Origin of the sequence: Phenylobacterium sp. (assembly GCF_013822795.1) — a bacterium.
Lineage (GTDB): Bacteria > Pseudomonadota > Alphaproteobacteria > Caulobacterales > Caulobacteraceae > Phenylobacterium.
Map to the genome: position 1 here is coordinate 38,443 of NZ_PNLB01000020.1, position 17,991 is coordinate 56,433.

General features: G+C 69.5%; 23 protein-coding genes, 1 tRNA gene and 1 other RNA gene. 15 read left to right on the forward strand and 10 right to left on the reverse strand.

What is annotated here, in order from left to right; genetic code table 11:
* Positions 1-54 precede the first annotated feature (54 nt).
* Complete coding sequence (locus C0481_RS17220) at positions 55-1,086, forward strand: NAD(P)-dependent alcohol dehydrogenase (protein WP_293406056.1); 1,032 nt, start codon at positions 55-57, stop codon at positions 1,084-1,086.
* A gap of 112 nt (positions 1,087-1,198) precedes the next feature.
* Here the strand turns inward: C0481_RS17220 and C0481_RS17225 are convergent, their stop codons facing one another.
* The gene (locus tag C0481_RS17225; protein ID WP_293406058.1) at positions 1,199-1,576 is read right to left on the reverse strand and encodes a hypothetical protein; all 378 of its coding nucleotides are present in this window, start codon (positions 1,574-1,576) and stop codon (positions 1,199-1,201) included.
* A 111-nt stretch (positions 1,577-1,687) separates the two neighbouring features.
* On the opposite strand from C0481_RS17225, the gene C0481_RS17230 reads away from it, so the two are divergent.
* Positions 1,688-1,897, forward strand: a complete 210-nt coding sequence (locus C0481_RS17230) for a hypothetical protein (RefSeq protein WP_293406060.1) — start codon at positions 1,688-1,690, stop codon at positions 1,895-1,897.
* A 48-nt stretch (positions 1,898-1,945) separates the two neighbouring features.
* Here C0481_RS17230 and C0481_RS17235 read toward each other — a convergent pair whose 3' ends face one another.
* Positions 1,946-2,140, reverse strand: a complete 195-nt coding sequence (locus tag C0481_RS17235; protein WP_293406062.1) for a hypothetical protein — start codon at positions 2,138-2,140, stop codon at positions 1,946-1,948.
* Between the two features lie 188 nt (positions 2,141-2,328).
* On the opposite strand from C0481_RS17235, the gene C0481_RS17240 reads away from it, so the two are divergent.
* Both C0481_RS17240 and C0481_RS17245 read left to right on the forward strand, forming a co-directional pair.
* Positions 2,329-2,544 carry a hypothetical protein gene (locus C0481_RS17240; protein WP_293406065.1) on the forward strand — a complete coding sequence of 72 codons (216 nt, stop codon included), beginning with the start codon at positions 2,329-2,331 and terminating at the stop codon, positions 2,542-2,544.
* 160 nt (positions 2,545-2,704) lie between these two features.
* Positions 2,705-2,881, forward strand: coding sequence for a hypothetical protein (locus C0481_RS17245; RefSeq protein ID WP_293406067.1), 177 nt, complete (start codon positions 2,705-2,707; stop codon positions 2,879-2,881).
* Positions 2,882-2,903: 22 nt separating this feature from the next.
* Here the strand turns inward: C0481_RS17245 and C0481_RS17250 are convergent, their stop codons facing one another.
* Positions 2,904-3,755, reverse strand: coding sequence for a tetratricopeptide repeat protein (locus C0481_RS17250; RefSeq protein ID WP_293406069.1), 852 nt, complete (start codon positions 3,753-3,755; stop codon positions 2,904-2,906).
* Between the two features lie 100 nt (positions 3,756-3,855).
* On the opposite strand from C0481_RS17250, the gene C0481_RS17255 reads away from it, so the two are divergent.
* Positions 3,856-5,238 (forward strand): leucyl aminopeptidase family protein, encoded by a 1,383-nt coding sequence (locus C0481_RS17255; protein ID WP_293406071.1) that lies wholly within the window; start codon positions 3,856-3,858, stop codon positions 5,236-5,238.
* On the forward strand, positions 5,235-6,068 hold the full coding sequence (locus tag C0481_RS17260; protein WP_293406073.1) for a C40 family peptidase: 834 nt from the start codon (positions 5,235-5,237) through the stop codon (positions 6,066-6,068). The genes C0481_RS17255 and C0481_RS17260 overlap by 4 nt, the downstream gene beginning before the upstream one ends.
* Positions 6,069-6,074: 6 nt before the next feature.
* On the opposite strand, the gene C0481_RS17265 is transcribed toward C0481_RS17260, so the two are convergent.
* Complete coding sequence (locus C0481_RS17265) at positions 6,075-6,749, reverse strand: cytochrome c family protein (protein WP_293406075.1); 675 nt, start codon at positions 6,747-6,749, stop codon at positions 6,075-6,077.
* A gap of 140 nt (positions 6,750-6,889) precedes the next feature.
* Here C0481_RS17265 and C0481_RS17270 point away from each other — a divergent pair, with 140 nt between their 5' ends.
* From C0481_RS17270 to C0481_RS17280, 3 genes are read left to right on the forward strand one after another with little or no spacing between them, the layout of a single operon-like run.
* Entirely contained in the window at positions 6,890-7,627 is a 738-nt protein-coding gene (locus tag C0481_RS17270) for a 3-deoxy-manno-octulosonate cytidylyltransferase (protein ID WP_293406077.1), read from the forward strand.
* Positions 7,624-8,472 (forward strand): prephenate dehydratase, encoded by an 849-nt coding sequence (locus tag C0481_RS17275; RefSeq protein WP_293406079.1) that lies wholly within the window; start codon positions 7,624-7,626, stop codon positions 8,470-8,472. The genes C0481_RS17270 and C0481_RS17275 overlap by 4 nt, the downstream gene beginning before the upstream one ends.
* Positions 8,472-8,774 (forward strand): hypothetical protein, encoded by a 303-nt coding sequence (locus C0481_RS17280; RefSeq protein ID WP_293406081.1) that lies wholly within the window; start codon positions 8,472-8,474, stop codon positions 8,772-8,774. Before C0481_RS17275 ends, C0481_RS17280 begins: the two co-directional genes overlap by 1 nt.
* On the opposite strand, the gene C0481_RS17285 is transcribed toward C0481_RS17280, so the two are convergent.
* The 3 genes from C0481_RS17285 to nudC all read right to left on the reverse strand — a co-directional run bounded on the left by C0481_RS17285 (position 8,771) and on the right by nudC (position 12,020).
* Positions 8,771-10,531, reverse strand: a complete 1,761-nt coding sequence (locus C0481_RS17285) for a winged helix-turn-helix domain-containing protein (RefSeq protein ID WP_293406083.1) — start codon at positions 10,529-10,531, stop codon at positions 8,771-8,773. The genes C0481_RS17280 and C0481_RS17285 overlap by 4 nt on opposite strands.
* 89 nt (positions 10,532-10,620) lie before the next feature.
* Positions 10,621-10,974, reverse strand: a complete 354-nt coding sequence (locus C0481_RS17290) for a UrcA family protein (protein ID WP_293406085.1) — start codon at positions 10,972-10,974, stop codon at positions 10,621-10,623.
* Positions 10,975-11,093: 119 nt separating this feature from the next.
* A complete protein-coding gene (gene nudC, locus C0481_RS17295) occupies positions 11,094-12,020 on the reverse strand; it encodes an NAD(+) diphosphatase (protein WP_293406087.1) in 927 nt (308 codons plus the stop codon).
* Between the two features lie 60 nt (positions 12,021-12,080).
* Between nudC and ffs the strand changes: the two genes are divergently transcribed.
* The 3 genes from ffs to C0481_RS17310 all read left to right on the forward strand — a co-directional run bounded on the left by ffs (position 12,081) and on the right by C0481_RS17310 (position 14,347).
* An RNA gene (gene ffs / locus C0481_RS17300) (signal recognition particle sRNA small type) lies at positions 12,081-12,179 on the forward strand.
* Positions 12,180-12,216: 37 nt separating this feature from the next.
* Positions 12,217-14,013, forward strand: a complete 1,797-nt coding sequence (locus tag C0481_RS17305; protein ID WP_293406089.1) for a DNA polymerase III subunit gamma/tau — start codon at positions 12,217-12,219, stop codon at positions 14,011-14,013.
* Positions 14,014-14,020: 7 nt separating this feature from the next.
* Positions 14,021-14,347 carry a YbaB/EbfC family nucleoid-associated protein gene (locus tag C0481_RS17310; protein ID WP_056023162.1) on the forward strand — a complete coding sequence of 109 codons (327 nt, stop codon included), beginning with the start codon at positions 14,021-14,023 and terminating at the stop codon, positions 14,345-14,347.
* Position 14,348: 1 nt separating this feature from the next.
* Here C0481_RS17310 and C0481_RS17315 read toward each other — a convergent pair whose 3' ends face one another.
* Positions 14,349-14,888 carry a GNAT family N-acetyltransferase gene (locus C0481_RS17315; RefSeq protein WP_293406096.1) on the reverse strand — a complete coding sequence of 180 codons (540 nt, stop codon included), beginning with the start codon at positions 14,886-14,888 and terminating at the stop codon, positions 14,349-14,351.
* Between the two features lie 96 nt (positions 14,889-14,984).
* On the opposite strand from C0481_RS17315, the gene recR reads away from it, so the two are divergent.
* A complete protein-coding gene (gene recR / locus C0481_RS17320) occupies positions 14,985-15,587 on the forward strand; it encodes a recombination mediator RecR (protein ID WP_293406098.1) in 603 nt (200 codons plus the stop codon).
* Position 15,588: 1 nt separating this feature from the next.
* Here the strand turns inward: recR and C0481_RS17325 are convergent, their stop codons facing one another.
* Complete coding sequence (locus tag C0481_RS17325) at positions 15,589-16,491, reverse strand: N-formylglutamate amidohydrolase (RefSeq protein WP_293406179.1); 903 nt, start codon at positions 16,489-16,491, stop codon at positions 15,589-15,591.
* 168 nt (positions 16,492-16,659) lie between these two features.
* Here C0481_RS17325 and cpdR point away from each other — a divergent pair, with 168 nt between their 5' ends.
* Positions 16,660-17,019 (forward strand): cell cycle two-component system response regulator CpdR, encoded by a 360-nt coding sequence (cpdR, locus tag C0481_RS17330; protein WP_056023153.1) that lies wholly within the window; start codon positions 16,660-16,662, stop codon positions 17,017-17,019.
* Between the two features lie 91 nt (positions 17,020-17,110).
* Positions 17,111-17,185 (forward strand) — tRNA-Val (locus C0481_RS17335).
* Positions 17,186-17,251: 66 nt separating this feature from the next.
* Here the strand turns inward: C0481_RS17335 and C0481_RS17340 are convergent.
* Entirely contained in the window at positions 17,252-17,830 is a 579-nt protein-coding gene (locus tag C0481_RS17340; protein WP_293406101.1) for an acyloxyacyl hydrolase, read from the reverse strand.
* Positions 17,831-17,991 lie beyond the last annotated feature (161 nt).

Below are 17,991 nucleotides of genomic sequence, written 5' to 3' on the forward strand. Positions count from 1 at the left end.
CCTTCCCCTCCGCCAGGCGCCCAAACTTCCCGCCTCACAACCAGGAGTCCTGGCATGAAGGCTGTCCGCTTCATCGAGTCCGGTCGTCCGCCTGAGATCGTCGACATCCCCAAACCCGTTCCCGGTCCCGGCCAGGTGCTGGTGCGCATGGGCGGGGCCGGGGTCTGCCACTCCGACCTGCACGTGCTCGAGCACGGGCTCGGCGGGCTCGGCCCCTTCACCCTCGGCCACGAGAACGCCGGCTGGATCGAGCAGCTGGGCGAGGGCGTCAGCGGCTGGAAGGAGGGCGATCCCGTCGCCGTCTACGGCCCCTGGGGCTGCGGCCAGTGCAAGACCTGCCAATCCTCGGCCGAGAATTACTGCGAGCGTCACGCCAGCCTGCCCAGCTATGGCGGCGGCCTGGGCTCCGACGGCGGCATGGCCGAGTTCATGATCGTCCCCTCGACCCGGCTGCTGGTGCCGCTGGGCGGGCTCGACCCGCTGGCCGCCGCCCCGCTCAGCGACGCGGCCCTGACCCCCTATCACGCCATCAAGGCGGCGGCGCCGCTGCTGACCCCCGACGCTACGGTGCTGGTGCTCGGCGTCGGCGGCCTTGGCCACATGGCCGTGCAGATCCTCCAGGCCCTGACCAGCGTCAAGGTGATCGCCGGCGACATCGACGAGGCTAAGCTGGCCCACGCCCGCAAGCTCGGGGTCAAGCACACGGTCAACACCCGCGGCGCCGATCTGGCGATCGAGGAGATCTCCGACCTCGCCGGCCCGCGCGGGATCACCGTGGCGCTGGATTTCGTCGGCGCCCAGCCGACGATCGACCTCTGCGCGCGCACGGTCGGCCGCGCCAGCCGCCTGACCATCGTCGGCCTGGCCGGCGGCGTGCTCAGCTACTCGGCGAACAATCCGCCCTACGGCACGCAGGTCTCCATCCCTTACTGGGGCTCGCGCACCGAGCTGATGGAGGTCATCGCCCTGGCGCAGTCCGGGGCCATCAAGGCCGACATCGAGACCTTCGCTCTCGACCAGGCGGTCGACGTCTACCAGCGCCTGCGCGAGGGCAAGATCAACGGCCGGGCGGTGCTGAAGCCTTAGTCACCGCTCATCCCCGCGAAGGCAGGGACCCAAGCGACGGCTGATCCTGGCTCGGCCCGTGTGACTGAAACGCGGTTTGGGTCCCCGCCTTCGCGGGGATGAGCGGGTGAGTTCACGGCCCAAACCGTCCGCGCACCAGTTTCAACCGCACCGGCTGGCCGTCCAGGGCCTTGGACGTCCAGGCGGCGGTCGCCGCGTCGTCGGGGACCGGCGTGCAGTAGAGGATCGGGGCCGGGAAGGGCCGCAGCTGGCGCAGGCAGATCTCGTCGGCCCGCAGGCTCCAGCGCCCGCTGGAGCGCTGCCCCCGCCGGCCGACTGCGGTATAGGCGCCGCCCGCGTCGAACCAGATGTGCTGGGTCTTGCCGTCGGGAAAGGTCGATACGACGGTGTTGCCGAACGCCGCTTCGATCGGCGGCGCGGCGCAGGCAAGGCCCGGCGCCTGGCTGGCCGCCAGCGCGAGAGCCAGGCCGAGCGGCGCCGCGATTCGCATGCCGCCAGCCTGCAGGGCCCTTGCGTCAGCCCCGCGACGGTTTGGTCGCGTGGCCGTGACACCGGCGGCTTTGCGATGGCGCCCCCTGGGTAACGGGCGTACCGTTTGGACATGGAAACGCCCGCCGAGATCAGGCAGCGCTGGTCGTATCTCCGAGGGCTGCTGATCGAGCAGCTCTCGCGCATCGAAGACGGCACCTACCAGATCATGTCCGACAACAAGGACGTCGGCGTCGAGGCGATCTATCAGCTGCGCGACGCGATCCGGGATTTCGACGACCTCATCGCCGGCAGCGAAGCCCGCTTCCCGCCCAAGGCCTGACGCCGCCGCCGCCGCGTCTTCGAACCGACGCCGCGCTGGCGGCCGGGACTACTCGTCGTGGGCCAGGCGTGCGCGCGAGGTCGTGCAGAGCTCGCGCAGTTGGCGCTTGAGCATCGGTCCCTCGACCTGGGTCAGGCTGAAACCCTCGGCGCGCAGTCGGTCGAGGACCGCCCCCAGTCCTGCAAATTCTCCCGTGCGGGCGAGTTCAAATGCACGCTCAAGAGGCGTCGGTCGAATGTCCATTGAGGATAAACCGCTCAAGATGAGAATCGTTGCAACAATTAGGTTTGGATATCCGTGAGCGAATAAATCACGAATGTCATATCAAGTCGGGAAAATTCGGCGTACCGTGGCGATCAGTGAATATTGGGGCAATTTCTACTAATTGTTGGAAGCTTTTCCCAAGCTGCCAATTTTCTCAGGAGCTCAATGTGAAGCTCTACATGATCTACCCCGCCAAAGCCGACGGCGTTTCCGTCACCTTCGAGGCCATCTACTGTTCGAGCGACGCCCGGGCAAAGCGGCGGGCGTCCGCCATCCTTGGCGAACACGACAGCGCAACGAAGGTCTCGGTCTGGCAAGGCGGTCGACTGGTGGCGTCTCGAGGCCGCCGGTCAGCCGGCGAACGGCCGAGCGCTGCGCTATGAAGCTCTATCCAGGCGGCGCGCTCTCTGACAGTCGCGCAAATCATCGCTGGCTGAGGCGGGAGAACGCGGCGCCGCCGACCGAGCTGGAGGGCAAGGCGGCCGAGCCTTCGCCGCCGACGCCGGCTCCGCGCCCATGCGACATCAATCAAGCAGGCCGGCCATGACGCCGCTGGTTTCGCGCCTTCCCCTCAAGTCGACCGCCCAACTGCGCAAATGGCTGCGGACCGCCGCGCCGTACGAGATCGAACAGCTGCTGTTGGAGATCGCGTTCTGGCCGCCGGACGGGCGCCAGACGCTGGTCGCGATCATCCAGGAAGAACGCGCGACATCGCACTGACCGTCGGGGCCGGCGCGGCGCCTTACGGCGTGCGCAGGCTCTCCCACGAGCGGGTGCTCGGCGCGCCGCCGCTGGCGACGACCGGGGCGCGGGCGCTGCGCAGCCAGGCGAGGTTGTTTTCGACCATTTCCGGCGGCAGGTCCTGGCGGACCAGGCGCTCGGCCTCGTCGATACGGCCCGACAGGCCGACCAGCAGGGCCAGGTTCTGGCGCACGGCGATCGGGGCGTCGGGACGGGCGGCGGCCTGGCGCAGGGTCGCCTCGGCCTTCACCGTGTCGCCGCGGGCGGCGTAGTACATGCCGAGATTGCCCAGCGCGACGGGATTGTCCGGCGACAAGGCCAGCGCCTGGCGGTGGGCGGCCAGCGCCTCGTCGAAGCGGCTGGCCTGCTCATAGGCGACGGCCAGCAGCGAGGGGATGCGCCAGTCGCGGGGGGCCAGCTTCTCGGCCCGGCGGGCCGGGTCGATGGCGTAGAAGCCCTGGCCGCGGCCGACCTGGCTGCGGGCGACTTCCAGCAGCGCCTCGACATTGTTCGGCGCGATGATCAGCGTGCGCTCGGCCGCCTGCAGGGCGTCGCCGTAATTGCCCAGCTGACGCAGGGCCTGGGAGAGCTTGACCCCGGCGTCGGCGTCGTTCGCATCGAGCTCGGCCTCATGCGCCCAGAACGCGGCCCGGGCCAACGGGTCCAGCCGCGCCACCTGGGCGCGCTCTTGCGCGCTCGCCTTGCGCGGGGCCGGGGCGGCGGCGGCCGGGGCCTTGTCCGTCGCCTTGTCCGCCGGCTTGTCGGCGCTCTTGCCGAACGGTGCGGCCAGGGCCGGGGTGGCGCCTAAGGCGAGAGCGAGGGCGGTTGCGGCGAGGGCCGACATGCGACACATGGAATGACGGGCTCCGGGAGACTGCGCCCAAGCATCCCCCTGCCCGCTTAAAGGAAGCGTTAAGCATAATTGTCCGCCGCCGGCGGGGCAGGAGAGCGCCATGACCGAAGTCGTCGTCGATCACGCCGAGGGCGCCGTCGTCCCCGTCCACGCCCTGCGCGACAGCGAGCTGGCGAGCTTCCTCGACGGGCGCCAGGCGTTCGTGAAGGCCTTCGCCGAGCTCTCGGAGTTCAAGGCCAAGGCCGGCCAGGTGCTGGTCGTGCCCGACACCGCCGGCGGGATCGACCGGGTGCTGCTCGGGCTGGGATCGGCCGGCGACGCCCAGAGCTTCCGCGCCCTGGCCGCCAAGCTGCCGGCCGGCGACTACCGCATCGCCTCGGCCCCGGCCGAGATCGCCGCCGACCAGATCGCCCTGGCCTTCGCGCTCGGGAGCTATCGCTTCGATCGCTACAAGAAGAAGCGCGAGAAGCATCCGCGCCTGGTGGCGGCCGACGGCGTCGACGTCGCGCAGGTGCGGAGCATCGCCCACGCCTGCGCCCTGGCCCGCGACATGGTCAACACCCCGGCCGGCGACATGGGGCCGCTGCAGATCGAGACCATCGCCCGCGAGATCGCCGAGCAGCACGGCGCCGGCATCACCGTCGTCACCGGCGAGGGCCTCTTGGAGGCGAACTATCCGGCCATCCATGCGGTCGGCCGCGCCGCTGTCCCTGAGCGCGCGCCGCGGATGATCGAGATCACCTGGGGCGAGGCCGGCCAGCCGCTGGTCGCCCTGGTCGGCAAGGGCGTGGTGTTCGACACCGGCGGCCTGGACATCAAGCCGCCGGCCGGCATGCGCAACATGAAGAAGGACATGGGCGGCGCCGCCCACGCCCTGGCGCTGGGCCGGATGATCATGGCGGCGAAGCTGCCGGTGCGGCTGGCGATCCTGCTGCCGGTGGTCGAGAACGCCATCTCGGGCGACGCCATGCGGCCGGGCGACGTGCTGGACAGCCGCAAGGGGCTGACCATCGAGGTCGGCAACACCGACGCCGAGGGGCGGCTGATCCTGGCCGACGCCCTGACCCGCGCCGGCGAACTGGAGCCGGCCCTGACCATCGACCTGGCCACCCTGACCGGGGCGGCGCGCATGGCGCTCGGCCCGCAGTTGCCGCCCTACTACACTGACGACGAGGAGCTGGCGGCCCAGATCGAGGCCGCCGCCGCGGCCGTCGCCGACCCGCTGTGGCGGATGCCGCTGTGGCAGGGCTATGTCGACTCGATCGATAGCGATGTCGCCGACATCAAGAACGACTCCGACGCCTGGGCCCAGGCCGGCTCGATCACCGCCGCCCTGTTCCTGCAGAAGTTCGCGCCGAGCGGGCCGTGGGTGCATCTCGACATCTTCGCCTGGAACCCGCGCGGCCGGCCCGGCTGGCCCTCGGGCGGCGAGGCGCAGTCGATTCGCGCGCTCTACGCGATGATCGCGGGCCGCTTCGCGTGAGCTTCGATCCGCGCGTGACGCTGGCCCGCGGCGACCTGGCCGCCCGCGAGCTGGAGGCTATCGTTTCTGCCGATCGCTATGCCGATAGGCGCCGATATGTCTGCGATAAACCTGCCGCTGGGATCCTGCGCGCGGCCGAAGCCGGCGCCGAGCAGGTCGATCAACTGCTTTACGGAGAAGGCTTTGACGTCCTCGACGCGCAGGACGGCTATGCCTGGGGCCAGGCCCGCCGCGACGGTTATGTCGGGTTTGTGGAATTATCGGCGCTGAAACCTGCCGATAGAGCGCCGAATATGAAGCTATCGGCGCTGCGCAGCTACGCCTTCGAGGCGCCCAGCATCAAGTCGCGGGCGCTCGGCCCGTACTCACTCGGCAGCTTGCTGGATATCGAATCTCGTGAAGGCCGCTTCGCGAAAGCCGCCGGGATCGGCTGGTTCGTGGAGGATCATCTGGCGCAGGTCGGCGTCTTCGAGACCGATCCGGCCGCGGTGGCGCTGCGCTATCTCGGGACGCCGTACCTCTGGGGCGGGCGCGAGAGCCTCGGCCTCGACTGCTCGGGCCTTACGCTGCAAGCGTTTGGGGCCTGCGGGATCGCCCTGCCGCGCGACACCGACCAGCAGGCGCTGGGCGGGGTTGCGGTGGCCGAAAGCGAGCTGGCGCGCGGCGATCTGGTGTTCTGGAAGGGCCACGTGGCCATGATGCTGGACGGCGAGCAGATAGTGCACGCCAACGCGCACCATATGGCCACAGCAATCGAGCCCTTGTCGGTGACAAGGGCTCGTTACGTCGCGGCGGGGGTGGGCGAACCCACCGCTTTCCGCCGGTATTAGAAAGGCTTAGTGCGCGGCGGCCGGAGCAGCCGGGGCCGCCGCGGCCGGAGCCGCAGCAGCGCCTTCGGCCGGAGCAGCAGCCGCGTCGGCGGCCGGGGCCGCAGCGGCGTCCGCAGCCGGAGCCGCAGCAGCGGCCGGGTTCGGCGCCGGGAACGGCAGGTTCGAGCCCTGCGAGTTCAGATAGGCCAGCAGGTTGATGCGGTCCTCGGCCTTCTTCAGGCCGACGAAGGTCATCTTGGTCCCGGGGACGTGCTTCTGCGGAGCCTTGAGGAACTCCGAGGCCTCTTCGAACGACCAGACGCCGAGCTTGGCGCCGTGTTCGACCATCGCCGGCGAGTAGGCGAAGCCGGCGTGCTGGCCGGACTTCTTGCCAAGGATGCCGTGCAGGTTCGGACCGGTGCCGTTGGCGCCGCCTGCCTCGATGGTGTGGCAGGACTTGCACTTGGCGAAGACCGCTTCGCCCGCCTTGATGTCGGCGGTCGGCAGCACGGTGCCCCAGTCGATCGGCGCTTCGGCCGCAGCGCCGCCGGCGCCCGCATCCTCGGCGACTTCGATCGCGTAGCCCGGCTTTTCGACCGGATGCTGGGCGAACACGCCCGACGAAATTTCACGCAGGCCGACGATGGCCAAGCCGGTCGCAAGCACGGCGCCCGCGACTTTATTGAACGTCAAGTCGCTCATAGTCTCTAAATCGGCCCTCTCAACGGCCAGCCAAAATGCAGGCTGACGTCAGCACGGGAATCCCCGCCCCTTATTGCGCCCGGCTCTCTTACACGCTACCGCCGCCCGCGCAACCAGCCAGTTGGTGGCTTCCGGGTGTCATGAAACCGATCATCCTCATTCCAGCCCGTATGGCGGCCACCAGGCTGCCGGGAAAACCCCTCGCCGATATCGAGGGTCTGCCAATGATCGTCCGCGTACTGCGCCAGGCGCAGGCCGCCGGCGTCGGACCCGTGGCCGTGGCCGCCGGCGACGCTGAGATCGTCGAGGCCGTAAAGGGCGCGGGCGGGGAGGCGGTGCTGACCGATCCTGACCTGCCGTCGGGCTCGGACCGCATCCTGGCGGCGCTGAACGCGCTGGACCCGGCCGGCGCGCACGACGTGGTCATCAATCTGCAGGGCGACATTCCGTTCGTGGCGCCCGCGGTCGTCCAGGCGGCCGCGCGGCTGCTCGCCGACCAGCCGAGCTGCGACATCTCCACGGTGATGGTCGCCGAGGCCGACGTCGCCGAGCGCAGCAATCCCGACATTCCCAAGGTGGTCGCCGCGATGGCCGCCGACGGCCGCAGCGCCCGGGCGCTCTATTTCACCCGCTCGGTGCTCTATGGCGACGCGCCGGTGTGGCTGCACCATGGGGTCTATGGCTATCGCCGCGAGGCGCTGGCGCGGTTCTGCGCCGCCCCGCCGTCGCCGCTGGAGATCCGCGAGCGCCTGGAACAGCTGCGCGCCCTGGAGCTCGGCATGTCCATCTGGGCGGCGGTGATCGACGAGGCGCCGATCTCGGTCGACAACCCCGCCGACCTCGAAAAAGCCCGCCAGTACGCAAGGGACCACGCATGACCAAGGGACGCATCGCCTTTCAGGGCGAGCTCGGCGCCAACAGCCACGAGGCCTGCGTCGCAGCGTTTCCGGACATGGAGCCGGTCCCCCACGCCTCGTTCGAAGAGGCGTTCGACGCGGTGAAGCTGGGCGACTGCCAACTGGGCATGATCCCGGTGGAGAACTCCATCGCCGGCCGCGTCGCCGACGTGCACCACCTGCTGCCCTCGTCGGGGCTGAAGATCATCGGCGAGCGGTTCAAGCCGATTCACTTCCAGCTGATGGTCAACCGCGGCGTGAAGCTCGAGGACGTGAAGACCGTCGCCTCGATGCCCATCGCGCTCGGCCAGTGCCGCAAGTCCCTGCGCCGCATGGGCCTGAAGACCGAGCCGGTGGGCGACACCGCCCTCGCCGCCAAGTTGTTGTCGGAGCATCCGGATCCGACCCGCGGCGCCGTCTCGCCGGCCCTGGCCGCCGAGCTCTACGGCCTGGACATCGTCGCCCGCGACATCGAGGACGAGCACAATAACACCACGCGCTTCCTGGTGATGACGGCCGACAAGGACCCGCCGCCGCCGCCGTTCACCACCCCGTGCGTGACCAGCTTCATTTTCCGGGTCCGCAACCTGCCGGCCGCGCTCTACAAGGCGCTGGGCGGCTTTGCGACCAACGGCGTCAACATGACCAAGCTCGAGAGCTACATGGAGAACGGCGCGTTCACCGCGACCTTCTTCTATGCCGAGGTCGACGGCCGCCCCGAGGACCGCGGCCTGGCCCTGGCCTTCGACGAACTGAAGTTCTTCTCAGAGCGATTCGAAATCCTCGGCGTCTATCCGGCCGACCCCTTCCGCGCGCGGGCAGGCTGATGAACACGATCGAGATCGACGCCAGCCGCTGCTGGAACCGCAAAGAATTCGCCAAGCTGCTGCAGGAGACCATCCAGGCGCTGCCCGGCCACGGCTCCAGCGTCGAGGCCTTCGTGGACTCGATGGTCTTCGGGACCATGAGCGAGCTGTCGCCGCCCTACCGGATCGTTGTGCTGGGGGATCTGCGGCCCGAGGTGCGGGCCTTCGCGGCCGACCTGTCCAATGCGATCGGCCAGGCGCGGCTTGAGCGCCGCACGCGGCGCGGCGACGACGTCGAGGTCAGCCTGAAGGTCGGTGCCTAGAGGACCCCGGCGGCCGCGAAGCGCTGCTCGGCCGCGGCGACCAGCGCCCGGTAGCGCGGCAGGTTGCGGATCGAATCCAGGTCCGGGTCCAGCTCGGCGTGCCGCAGCCAGCTGACCGACATCTTCGCGAAGACCGAGTCCAGCAGGTCGAGCGCCATGTCGACGTCCTTGAGGTACATCACCGCGCCGCACGCGAAGTTGTAGCGCATGCGCAGATTGTCGGGATCGATCAGCAGAGCGCGGCGGACCAGGTCGCGGGCCTGGTCGGGCTTGCCCAGCACCGCCAGGGCGCTGGCGCCGCAGCCGATCGCCGCGCCGTCCACGTGATCCTGGGCCAGGGCCTCCTCGGCGCGGGCCAGGGCCATCCTGGCGGCGCGCTGCGCGCCCTCGTCGTCGCCGACCGCCGAGTAGCAGGACATCAGCAATCCCGGGTCGCTCCGCGAGGTCTCGGGCAGGACGGTGGCCTTTTCCCAGTAGCCGATCGCCTCCTCGAACCGGTGGGCCTTGTAGTAGAGCCGCGCGGCCTCGGAATTGGCGGCCCAGGATTCAGGGTCGAGCGCCAGGGCGAGGTCCGCGCGGGCGAACGCCTCGTCGCGCTGACCTTGCTCGGACAGATGCCGCGCCATCACCGCATGCGCCTCGGCCAGGTTCTCGTCGAGCGCCAGGGCCCGCTGGATGGCGGTCAGCCCGCTTTCGCCGGCTCGCCCATAGTTGAAGTGCAGCAGGGTTTGGGCGACGCCGAGCAGGGTCCAGGCGCGGGCATAGCTCGGGTCGATCTCGATCGCGCTCTGGCTGATCCGCTCGATGGCCTCCAGGGCGCGGGTATCGCCGCCGCAGCCGGCCACGTAGTAGCGCCGCGCCAGCAGGTAGAGGTTGTAGGCCTCCAGGTTGGTGGTTCCGCGATGCTCGATGGCGCGCTTTTCCTCGGGCAGCAGCTTGAGCTTCAGGGCCGCGACGATGGCCTGCGAGATCTCGTCCTGCAGGGCGAAGATGTCCTTCAGGTCGCGGTCGTAGCGCTCGGCCCAGACGTGGCCGCCGGTCTCGGCGTCGATCAGCTGGGCGGTGATGCGCACCCGGCCCTCCGCCTTGCGCACGCTGCCCTCGAGCACATGGCCGACGTGCAGCTGACGGGCGATCTGCGGCACGTCCAGGTTCTGGCCCTTCAACGCGAAGCTGCTGGTGCGGGCGACGACGAACAGCGAGGAGACCTTGCTGAGGTCGGTGATGATGTCCTCGCTGATCCCGTCGCTGAAGTAGTCCTGCTGCCGGTCGTCGCTCATGTTGGCGAACGGCAGGACGCAGATCGAACTGCGCGTCGCCCGGGGCGCGCCGGCCGAGGAATCGGCGCGGGGCGCGGACGAGGTCAGCCGATAGCCGACCTTGGTGATGGTCTGCACGTCGAAGGCGCTCCCGCCGGCCCAGTCGGCCAGGCGCCGCAGGCGGCCGATCACCCGGTCGATCGCGTCCTCGCCGACCACCACGCCTGACCAGCAGCACTGCAGAAGGTCGTCGCGGGAGAGGATCTGACCTTCGGCCCGCACCAGCGCCACCAGTACCTGCATGACCCGCGGCTGCAGGAACTCCTCGCGGCCGTCGTCGTGGGCGACGCGGCGCAGGGCAGGGTCGATCTGCAGGGGGCCGAGGGTGAGCGGCTGTTCCTGGGCCAGTCGAATCTGGCCGGCGGTCCGGCCGTTGGCGTGCGGCTCGCCGTTGCGGTGGCCGGACGCCTCGGCGTCTCCGAAGTCCGATGCGCTCATGGGACATGCCCTGATTTCGCGTTCGGGCAGGATATCAGCCGGGGAACCGGCTCGCCACACATCCAGGGGCGAGCCGGCTGTCCTGGAGGTCAACGGCGCGAGGCCAGCATGGTCTGCCGTTGCTCCTGACCGCTGTTCAAGGCGGCGATCACCGGATTGCCCAGCTGCATCACGGTGCGGTCGACGGTCGACCTGACGCAGGCCCGGTGCAGGGCGACGCGGTCAAGGCTGGTCACCTGGGATTCGCGGCCGCAGACCTCGCCGGCGGCGCTGTTGATCCGCCGCAGCGCGACGGTGGCGCCGGCTTCGCGGTTGATGTTCAGGTCGCCGTAGGGGACCGCGACCGAGATCGTCTGATCGGCGTTTTCGACCGGCTCGGCGGCGTGAGCTGCGCTGGTCAGTCCCAAGGCGGAGAGGGCGATAAGCAGGGTCTTGGCAAGCATGGGAGGAGTCCTTTCGGGCCTGCTCGCCCGGCGCGGCTGCACCGGACGCTCCCAGCAGACGCTCGCCGGTCTGTGCTCGACAGGACCGCGACCCGATCTTCCCCCGACGAAACCCCGATCTATTCGCTCTCGGCCCAGGTCTTCAGCAGCTGGTGGGCGATGGCCATCGCCCCGGGCGCAAATGTGCCCTCGACCTTGCCGGCCAGCACGTCCCGAGCCTCGGCCTTGGTGAACCAGCGCACTTCCGACAACTCGGTCTGGTCAGGCGTCGCCTCGTCGCTGGCCACCTGAGCGATCAGGCCGATCATCAGCGACGACGGATAGGGCCATGGCTGAGTCGAATGGTACTCGACCGACAGCGTCTTCAGTCCCGCCTCTTCCTCAAGTTCGCGGGCGCAGGCCTCTTCGATGCTCTCGCCGGGCTCTAGGAAGCCGGCCAGGGCTGAGAACATCCCCTTGGGCCAGATCTCCTGGCGGCCGAGCATGCAGCGGTCGCCGTGCACCGCCAGCATGATCACCACAGGGTCGGTGCGGGGGAAGTGTTCGGCCTTGCAGGCCGGGCAGGCGCGCTTCCAGCCGCCGTCGACCACGTCGGTGTGCTCGCCGCAGGACGAGCAGTGACGGTGGCGTCGCCGCCACTCGAACATCGACTTGGCGGTGGCCATGATCGCCGCGTCGGTAGCCGGCAGGCGCAGGGCCATGGCCCGCAGGTCCTCGAATCGCCCGAGCCCGGCCAGCGGGCCGTCGGCGGGATCGTGGCCGCCTTCCAGGTCGACGGCGAAGACTGCGGTTTCCTGCCACAGGCCCATGAACAGCAGGCGTTCGGCGCCGCCCGCCAAGTCTTCGGCCATGCGCGAGGGCAGGTAGGCGATCTGCACGCCGCCGTCGGCCGTCGACTCAACGAACGGCTGGCCGTTCCAGAGCGCGATGGCCAGCGAGTCCTGGGCCAGAAGTTTTTCGGTCAGCCAGGAAACGTCGCCGCGCCTTTCGCTGGCGCGGTTCAGCGGGTTGCCGGCGAAGGTGTTTTGATGGGCTGAAAGCGGCATGGGCGGAGTTGTAGCTGTGCTGGCGCTTGCGCGCGAGCGCCAAGGTCGCGATATAGGGGGCGGAGATCGGCGACGGGCGGACGCCTCGCCAACCTGGTCAGGTCCGGAAGGAAGCAGCCACAACGAGTTTCGCTCCGGGTCGTCGTTCGGTCTCCACCCAGCCCCACAAGGCTCAAGCCTCCATCCTCGGGCGCCAATGGCAGAAGACGACGAACCCGAGACGCTAGAGCGCGATCCCAATACGAGCGACATGTTCGGCGCGCCTCCCGCGCCGCCGCCTGCGCCCCGCGCCGAGGAATCGGCCGCCTACACCGTCATCGCCCGCAAGTACCGTCCGCGGACCTTCGACGACCTCTACGGCCAGGAAGCGATGGTGCGCACGCTGCGCAACGCCTTCGCCAGCGGCCGGATCGCCCACGCCTTCATGCTCACCGGCGTGCGCGGGGTCGGCAAGACCACGACCGCGCGCCTGCTGGCCCGGGCGCTCAACTACGACACCGACGCCGTCCACGAGCCGAGCCTCGACCTGCGCGAGGAGGGCCGCCACTGCCGCGCCATCATCGAAGGCCGGCATATGGACGTGCTGGAGCTGGACGCCGCCAGCCGCACCGGCGTCAACGACATGCGCGAGCTGCTCGATGGGGTGCGCTACGCGCCGGTCGAGGCCCGCTACAAGGTCTACATCATCGACGAGGTGCACATGCTCTCGACGGGGGCGTTCAACGCGCTCCTGAAAACCCTCGAAGAGCCGCCGCCCCACGCCAAGTTCATCTTCGCGACCACCGAGATCCGCAAGGTCCCGGTGACCATTCTGTCGCGCTGCCAGCGCTTCGATCTGCGCCGCGTCGAACCCGACGTGATCGTCAAGAACCTCGAGATGATCGCCGAAAAGGAAGGCGCGCGGGTCGAGGCCGAGGGCATGTTGCTGATCGCGCGCGCGGCCGAAGGTTCGATGCGCGACGCCCAGTCGATGCTCGACCAGGCCATCGTCCAGGCCGAGGCCGGCCAGACGGTCACCGCGGCCTCGATCCGCGACATGCTGGGTCTGGCCGACCGCGCCCAGACCATCAGCCTGTTCGAACAGGTGATGCGCGGCCAGGCCGGACCGGCGGTGGAGACCTTCCGGGGGCTCTACAACTTCGGCGCGGAGCCGGGCCAGGTGATGCTGGACCTGATGGACCACACCCACGGCGCCTCGGTCGCCAAGGCGATCGGTCCGCAGGCCCTGACCTTGCCCAAGGAACAAGCGGCTCGACTGGCCGCGGTCGGCGCCGCGGTCTCGGCCGGCAATCTCTCGCGCATCTGGCAGATGCTGCTGAAGGCCCATGAGGAAGTTCGCCGCGCGCCCGACGCCGCCGCGGCCTGCGACATGGCGCTGATTCGCCTGGCCTATGCGGCCGACCTGCCGGGCCCGGAAGAGGCGCTCAAGCGCCTGGCGGCCGGCGACCAGCTGCCGAGCGGCCCCGCGCCGGGCGGCGGCGGCGGTGGCGGCGGCGGCGTGGCCGCAATGGGCGGCGGCGGCGGGGTGACGGCCCAGGCCCGGGTCATGACGGCGCCGCAGGAGCAGGCCGACGCGGTCCCGACCCTGAACTCGTTCGCGGACGTGCTGGCGCTGATCAAGGCCAGGCGCGACATCGTCCTGCAGCTGGACGTCGAGCGCTATGTGCGCCCGATCAGCTTCCGCCAGGGGGCCATCGAGTACGAGCCCGTGCCGGGCGGCCCGAACAACCTGGCCCAGCGCCTGGTGGCGCGCCTGAAGGAATGGACCGGCCAGCCCTGGCTGATCGCCGCGCGCGGCGGCGGCGGGACCGAGAGCCGCTGGGAGCAGGATCAGCGCGAGAAGCAGGAAACGCGGGCCGAGGTGGAGTCCGATCCCTTCGTGACCGCCGTCATGCAGGCCTTCCCGGGGGCGGAAATCGTCAGCATCCGCAACATCCCGTTGCCCGAAGCGCCTGCGGCTGAGGCGCTTGAAGACGAAGAAGACGAAGAGTGAGATTGCGATGAAAGACCTCGGCTCCATCATGAAGCAGGCCCAGGCCATGCAGCAGAAGCTGGCCGATGCTCAGGCGCGGATCGCCGAGATCGTGGTCGACGGCACCTCTGGCGGCGGGATGGTCAAGGTGACCCTGAAGGGCACGGGCGAGATGGCCGGCGTCGAGCTGGACGAAAGCCTGCTGGCCCCCGGCGAGGGCGAGGTGATCTCCGACCTGATCGTCGCCGCTCACGCCGACGCCAAGCGCAAGCTCGACGCGCAGCAATCCGAACTGATGCGCGAGGCCGCCGGCCCGCTGGCGGCCATGGGCCTGCCGGGGATGCCGAAGTTCTAGGTCAGAGCCGAAGCTCCAGGCGCCTCACCGTGTTGGTTCGGTCTTCGAGGACCTGAGCGGCGGTCCCCACCTCCACGAAGCCTTGCCGCGTCCAGAAGCGAAGGGCGTCGGGGTTCTGCTCCTGGACGATCAGCCGGATCGTCCAGCCGCCCTGGGCGATAATCCAGGGCCTTAGCGCCGCAACGATGGCTTGGCCCAGCCCCTGGCCGCGGGCCTCGGGCGCGACCAGCAGCAGGCCCAGGTACCAGGCGTGCGGGTCAGGGAAGTCCCGCAGCAGATCGATGGCCGCCGTCAGTCCCTGGTCGGTCCAGATCCCGATGACCAGCTTGTCGCGCAAAGCGTGGTCGGGCGGGACCTCCACCAACAGGTCGGCGGCCGCGTACGCGTCAGGCGGCGAGCCGGTGACCATCACCTCGAAGTCGGCGCAGCGTTCCAGCAACTCCTGCAGCTCGGCGACGGCGCTGCCTGAGATCAGGGCGATTTGCGCGCCCTCGACCTGCGGAAGATCAGAAACGACCATGGCGAGCGCTGCCCTCGACATCTAGATGGGTAGTCTCGACAATCTGCATGAACGAGCCGCCGTTGAATCACCGTCAGGGTGGCGCACACTACACCTCTCGCCTAGCCAGGAGCTGACTTGGCCGCCTCCGCCGGACCTGAAATCGAGCGTCTGATCTCGCTGCTCTCCAAGCTGCCGGGTCTTGGGCCCCGGTCGGCGCGCCGCGCCGCCTTAGCCCTGCTCAAGCGCCGCGATCAGTTGCTTGTTCCGCTGTCCGAGGCGCTGTCGACCGCCGCTGAGCGGGTGAAGACCTGCGGCGTCTGCGGCTCGCTGGACACCCAGGACCCCTGCGCGATCTGCGCCGACGCTCACCGCGACGCCTCACTGATCTGCGTGGTCGAGGAAGTCGGCGCGCTCTGGGCCATGGAGCGCGCGGCGGCCTTCCGCGGACGCTATCACGTGCTGGGCGGGCTGCTCTCGGCCCTGGACGGCGTCGGCCCGGAGGCGCTGCGCATTGGGCCGCTGGTGGCCCGCGCCGCAGAAACCGGCGTGCGCGAGGTGATCCTGGCGCTGCCGGCGACGGTCGACGGCCAAACCACCGCGCATTACCTGGCCGAGCGGCTGGAGGGGGCGGGAGTTAGCGTCACCATGCTGGCGCGCGGGGTGCCGGTCGGCGGCGAACTCGATTGGCTGGACGACGGGACGATCAATCAGGCCATGCGCGCGCGCCGGCCGGCCTAGGCTATTTCACGCCGACCCAGTCCGCGGCGCCCAGCGCGGCGATCACCTCGTCGAGATCGGCCTTCAGGCGGCTGAAGCCCTTGGTGGGTTCCAGCGTCCCCTCGTTCAGATAGATCCCGCGATTGATCTCGATCTGCAGGGCGTGGGTCCGCCGGCTCGGGCGGCCGTAGTGCTCGGTGGTGTAGCCTCCGGCGTAGGGGGCGTTGCGGGCGACCTTGTAGCCGCGGGCCTCGAGCTCCTGCTCGACCTTCTGGGTCACCAGGCTGGAACAGGACGCTCCGAAGCGGTCGCCCAGCACCATGTCGCAGGGACCGTCGCGGCCGCCGGCCTTGGCGGCCGCCGCCGGCATCGAATGCCAGTCGATCAGGATCGCGTAGCCATGGGCGGCATGCGCCTCGCCCAGCAGCCGCGCGAGCGCAGCGTGATAGGGCGCGTGCACCCCCTCGATACGCCGTCGGGCCTCGGCGAAGGTCAGCTTGCGGGCATAGATCTCCTGGCCTTCGGAGACCACCCGGGCGATCGCGCCCAGGCCCGCGGCGACGCGGGCGGTGCGGGCGCGGGCGAAGTCGGGCAGTTCGTCGGCGAACATCGCCTGGTCGAGCTCGAACGCCTCGCGGTTCACGTCGATGTACGCGCGGGCCAGGTTGGCGCAGATCAGCGCCGCCCCCTGGGCCGGGCCCGAGCCGATCAACTCGTCGACGAAGGCGTCCTCCGAGCGGCGGATGGCCAGCGCGTCGAGCGCGGCGGCGGCCATCATGTCGTCGGGATAGAGCCGTCCGGAGTGGGGGGAGGCGAACACCAAGGGGGTCGGCGCAGGGCCGCCGTCAGACGCTGCGCGCCGTACCTCGAAGGGCGATGGCGCCGGCGCGGGACGATCGGCGGCGAGGGGCTCCCAGGCGTTCATCGCCGCCATATGACGGTGCGTCTTCGCGTGGGTCAAACACATCGCGCCGCCAGGAGCACGAGGCGGGTCGCCCTGAGTCATTCAGGGGCGTCTGCGTCGCGGTTCATCGGCGATTTACGTCTGTGCGGCTAACGTGGAGCCTTACGACTATGCACCTGCGAGCTACCCATGCCCCGAATTCTCCTCGCCGAAGACGACGACTCGCTGCGCGGCTTCCTGTCCCGCGCTCTGGAGCGGGCTGGCTATGAGGTGACCTCCTGCGCCGACGGCGAGGAAGCCGCCGCGGTGCTCGACCAGGACTGGGACCTGCTGCTCACCGACATCGTCATGCCGGGCATGGATGGGATCGAGGTGGCGCGTCTGGCCGCCGCCCGGCACCCGGGCCTGCGCATCATGTTCATCACCGGATTCGCCGCCGTGGCCCTGGCCGCCGGCGAGAGCGCGCCCCCCGGCGCCAAGGTGCTGTCCAAGCCCATTCACCTGCGTGAGATCGTCTCCGAGGTCGAGCGGATGATGGCCGCCGCATAAGGCTGTGAAAATGCGGCTGAGGGTGCTTGCGCAAGCCGGTCCTCGCCGCTATACCGCCGCCTCCCGTTCCCGAAAGGGAGCCGACTGGTTCGGACGTGTAGCTCAGCGGGAGAGCACCTCGTTGACATCGAGGGGGTCACAGGTTCAATCCCTGTCACGTCCACCATCCCTTTTCACAAGCTGGTTTCACGTCGCCGCAGCCTAGCGTCTGCGTGTGCGCGGCTGTCCGCGGTCAGAAGCTGTAGGCCGCCCGCAGGCCCAGGCTGTCGGCCCCGTCGTGGGTGTCGCTGCCGAACTGGCCGTTGCTCCAGTGCTGGCCCTCGAACTCGACGGCCCAGCGCTCGTTGAGCCGGTAGCCCACCGCGAAGGTGGCGTGGAACACCCAACGCTTGTCGAACTCGATGTACTCGTCGCGCACGGCCCGGCGTCGTTGGTTCTCCTCGTCCGGCACGCCCACCTGCGGGCGCGGCAGATAGAGCGAGCCGTCGTGCACGGCCACGCCGGCGCCCAGGTCCAGATAGGTCCGCTGGCGTTCGAAGCGCCAGATCAGTCCGCCTTGGACGTAGTTGGTGTAGTCGCCGAGGCTGAGCTGGGTGCTGAGGAACGGCCTTGGCGTTCCGATCACCTTCAGGGCCGGGGCCGGCGGGAAGAGGTACTCGACGATCACCGAGGCGCCTTCTTCGGGGCCATGGGGTGAATACCCGGCGCCGACCCGCAACTCCTGGGCCTGTGCGTAGCCGCTTGAGGCCAGCGCTGTGGCCAGCGCCGCCGCCGCTAGCCGTACTCGATGCGAGAAAGCCGCCCACGTCATCTGTCCAGTTAAGCGGCGCCGCGAGGTTGCGCCTATGGGGCAAAACCCTGAGGCCGCACTCCGGGCGCGTGCCGAGGCCAAGAGGACGCGACGTCAGACCGAGGCGAGCGGTCCAGTTTTGATCTCGGGCGTCAAAAATCCTTGTCGAATAACGGTGTTGC

Excerpts from the sequence above, each read along its gene's own strand:
- C0481_RS17220 (WP_293406056.1), top strand. The coding sequence starts at position 55 with ATGAAGGCTGTCCGCTTCATCGAGTCCGGTCGTCCGCCTGAGATCGTC.
- C0481_RS17225 (WP_293406058.1), bottom strand. The coding sequence starts at position 1,576 with ATGCGAATCGCGGCGCCGCTCGGCCTGGCTCTCGCGCTGGCGGCCAGC.
- C0481_RS17230 (WP_293406060.1), top strand. The coding sequence starts at position 1,688 with ATGGAAACGCCCGCCGAGATCAGGCAGCGCTGGTCGTATCTCCGAGGG.
- C0481_RS17235 (WP_293406062.1), bottom strand. The coding sequence starts at position 2,140 with ATGGACATTCGACCGACGCCTCTTGAGCGTGCATTTGAACTCGCCCGC.
- C0481_RS17245 (WP_293406067.1), top strand. The coding sequence starts at position 2,705 with ATGACGCCGCTGGTTTCGCGCCTTCCCCTCAAGTCGACCGCCCAACTG.
- C0481_RS17250 (WP_293406069.1), bottom strand. The coding sequence starts at position 3,755 with ATGTGTCGCATGTCGGCCCTCGCCGCAACCGCCCTCGCTCTCGCCTTA.
- C0481_RS17255 (WP_293406071.1), top strand. The coding sequence starts at position 3,856 with ATGACCGAAGTCGTCGTCGATCACGCCGAGGGCGCCGTCGTCCCCGTC.
- C0481_RS17265 (WP_293406075.1), bottom strand. The coding sequence starts at position 6,749 with ATGAGCGACTTGACGTTCAATAAAGTCGCGGGCGCCGTGCTTGCGACC.
- C0481_RS17270 (WP_293406077.1), top strand. The coding sequence starts at position 6,890 with ATGAAACCGATCATCCTCATTCCAGCCCGTATGGCGGCCACCAGGCTG.
- C0481_RS17275 (WP_293406079.1), top strand. The coding sequence starts at position 7,624 with ATGACCAAGGGACGCATCGCCTTTCAGGGCGAGCTCGGCGCCAACAGC.
- C0481_RS17280 (WP_293406081.1), top strand. The coding sequence starts at position 8,472 with ATGAACACGATCGAGATCGACGCCAGCCGCTGCTGGAACCGCAAAGAA.
- C0481_RS17285 (WP_293406083.1), bottom strand. The coding sequence starts at position 10,531 with ATGAGCGCATCGGACTTCGGAGACGCCGAGGCGTCCGGCCACCGCAAC.
- C0481_RS17290 (WP_293406085.1), bottom strand. The coding sequence starts at position 10,974 with ATGCTTGCCAAGACCCTGCTTATCGCCCTCTCCGCCTTGGGACTGACC.
- nudC (WP_293406087.1), bottom strand. The coding sequence starts at position 12,020 with ATGCCGCTTTCAGCCCATCAAAACACCTTCGCCGGCAACCCGCTGAAC.
- C0481_RS17305 (WP_293406089.1), top strand. The coding sequence starts at position 12,217 with ATGGCAGAAGACGACGAACCCGAGACGCTAGAGCGCGATCCCAATACG.
- C0481_RS17310 (WP_056023162.1), top strand. The coding sequence starts at position 14,021 with ATGAAAGACCTCGGCTCCATCATGAAGCAGGCCCAGGCCATGCAGCAG.
- C0481_RS17315 (WP_293406096.1), bottom strand. The coding sequence starts at position 14,888 with ATGTCGAGGGCAGCGCTCGCCATGGTCGTTTCTGATCTTCCGCAGGTC.
- C0481_RS17325 (WP_293406179.1), bottom strand. The coding sequence starts at position 16,491 with ATGAACGCCTGGGAGCCCCTCGCCGCCGATCGTCCCGCGCCGGCGCCA.
- cpdR (WP_056023153.1), top strand. The coding sequence starts at position 16,660 with ATGCCCCGAATTCTCCTCGCCGAAGACGACGACTCGCTGCGCGGCTTC.
- C0481_RS17340 (WP_293406101.1), bottom strand. The coding sequence starts at position 17,830 with ATGACGTGGGCGGCTTTCTCGCATCGAGTACGGCTAGCGGCGGCGGCG.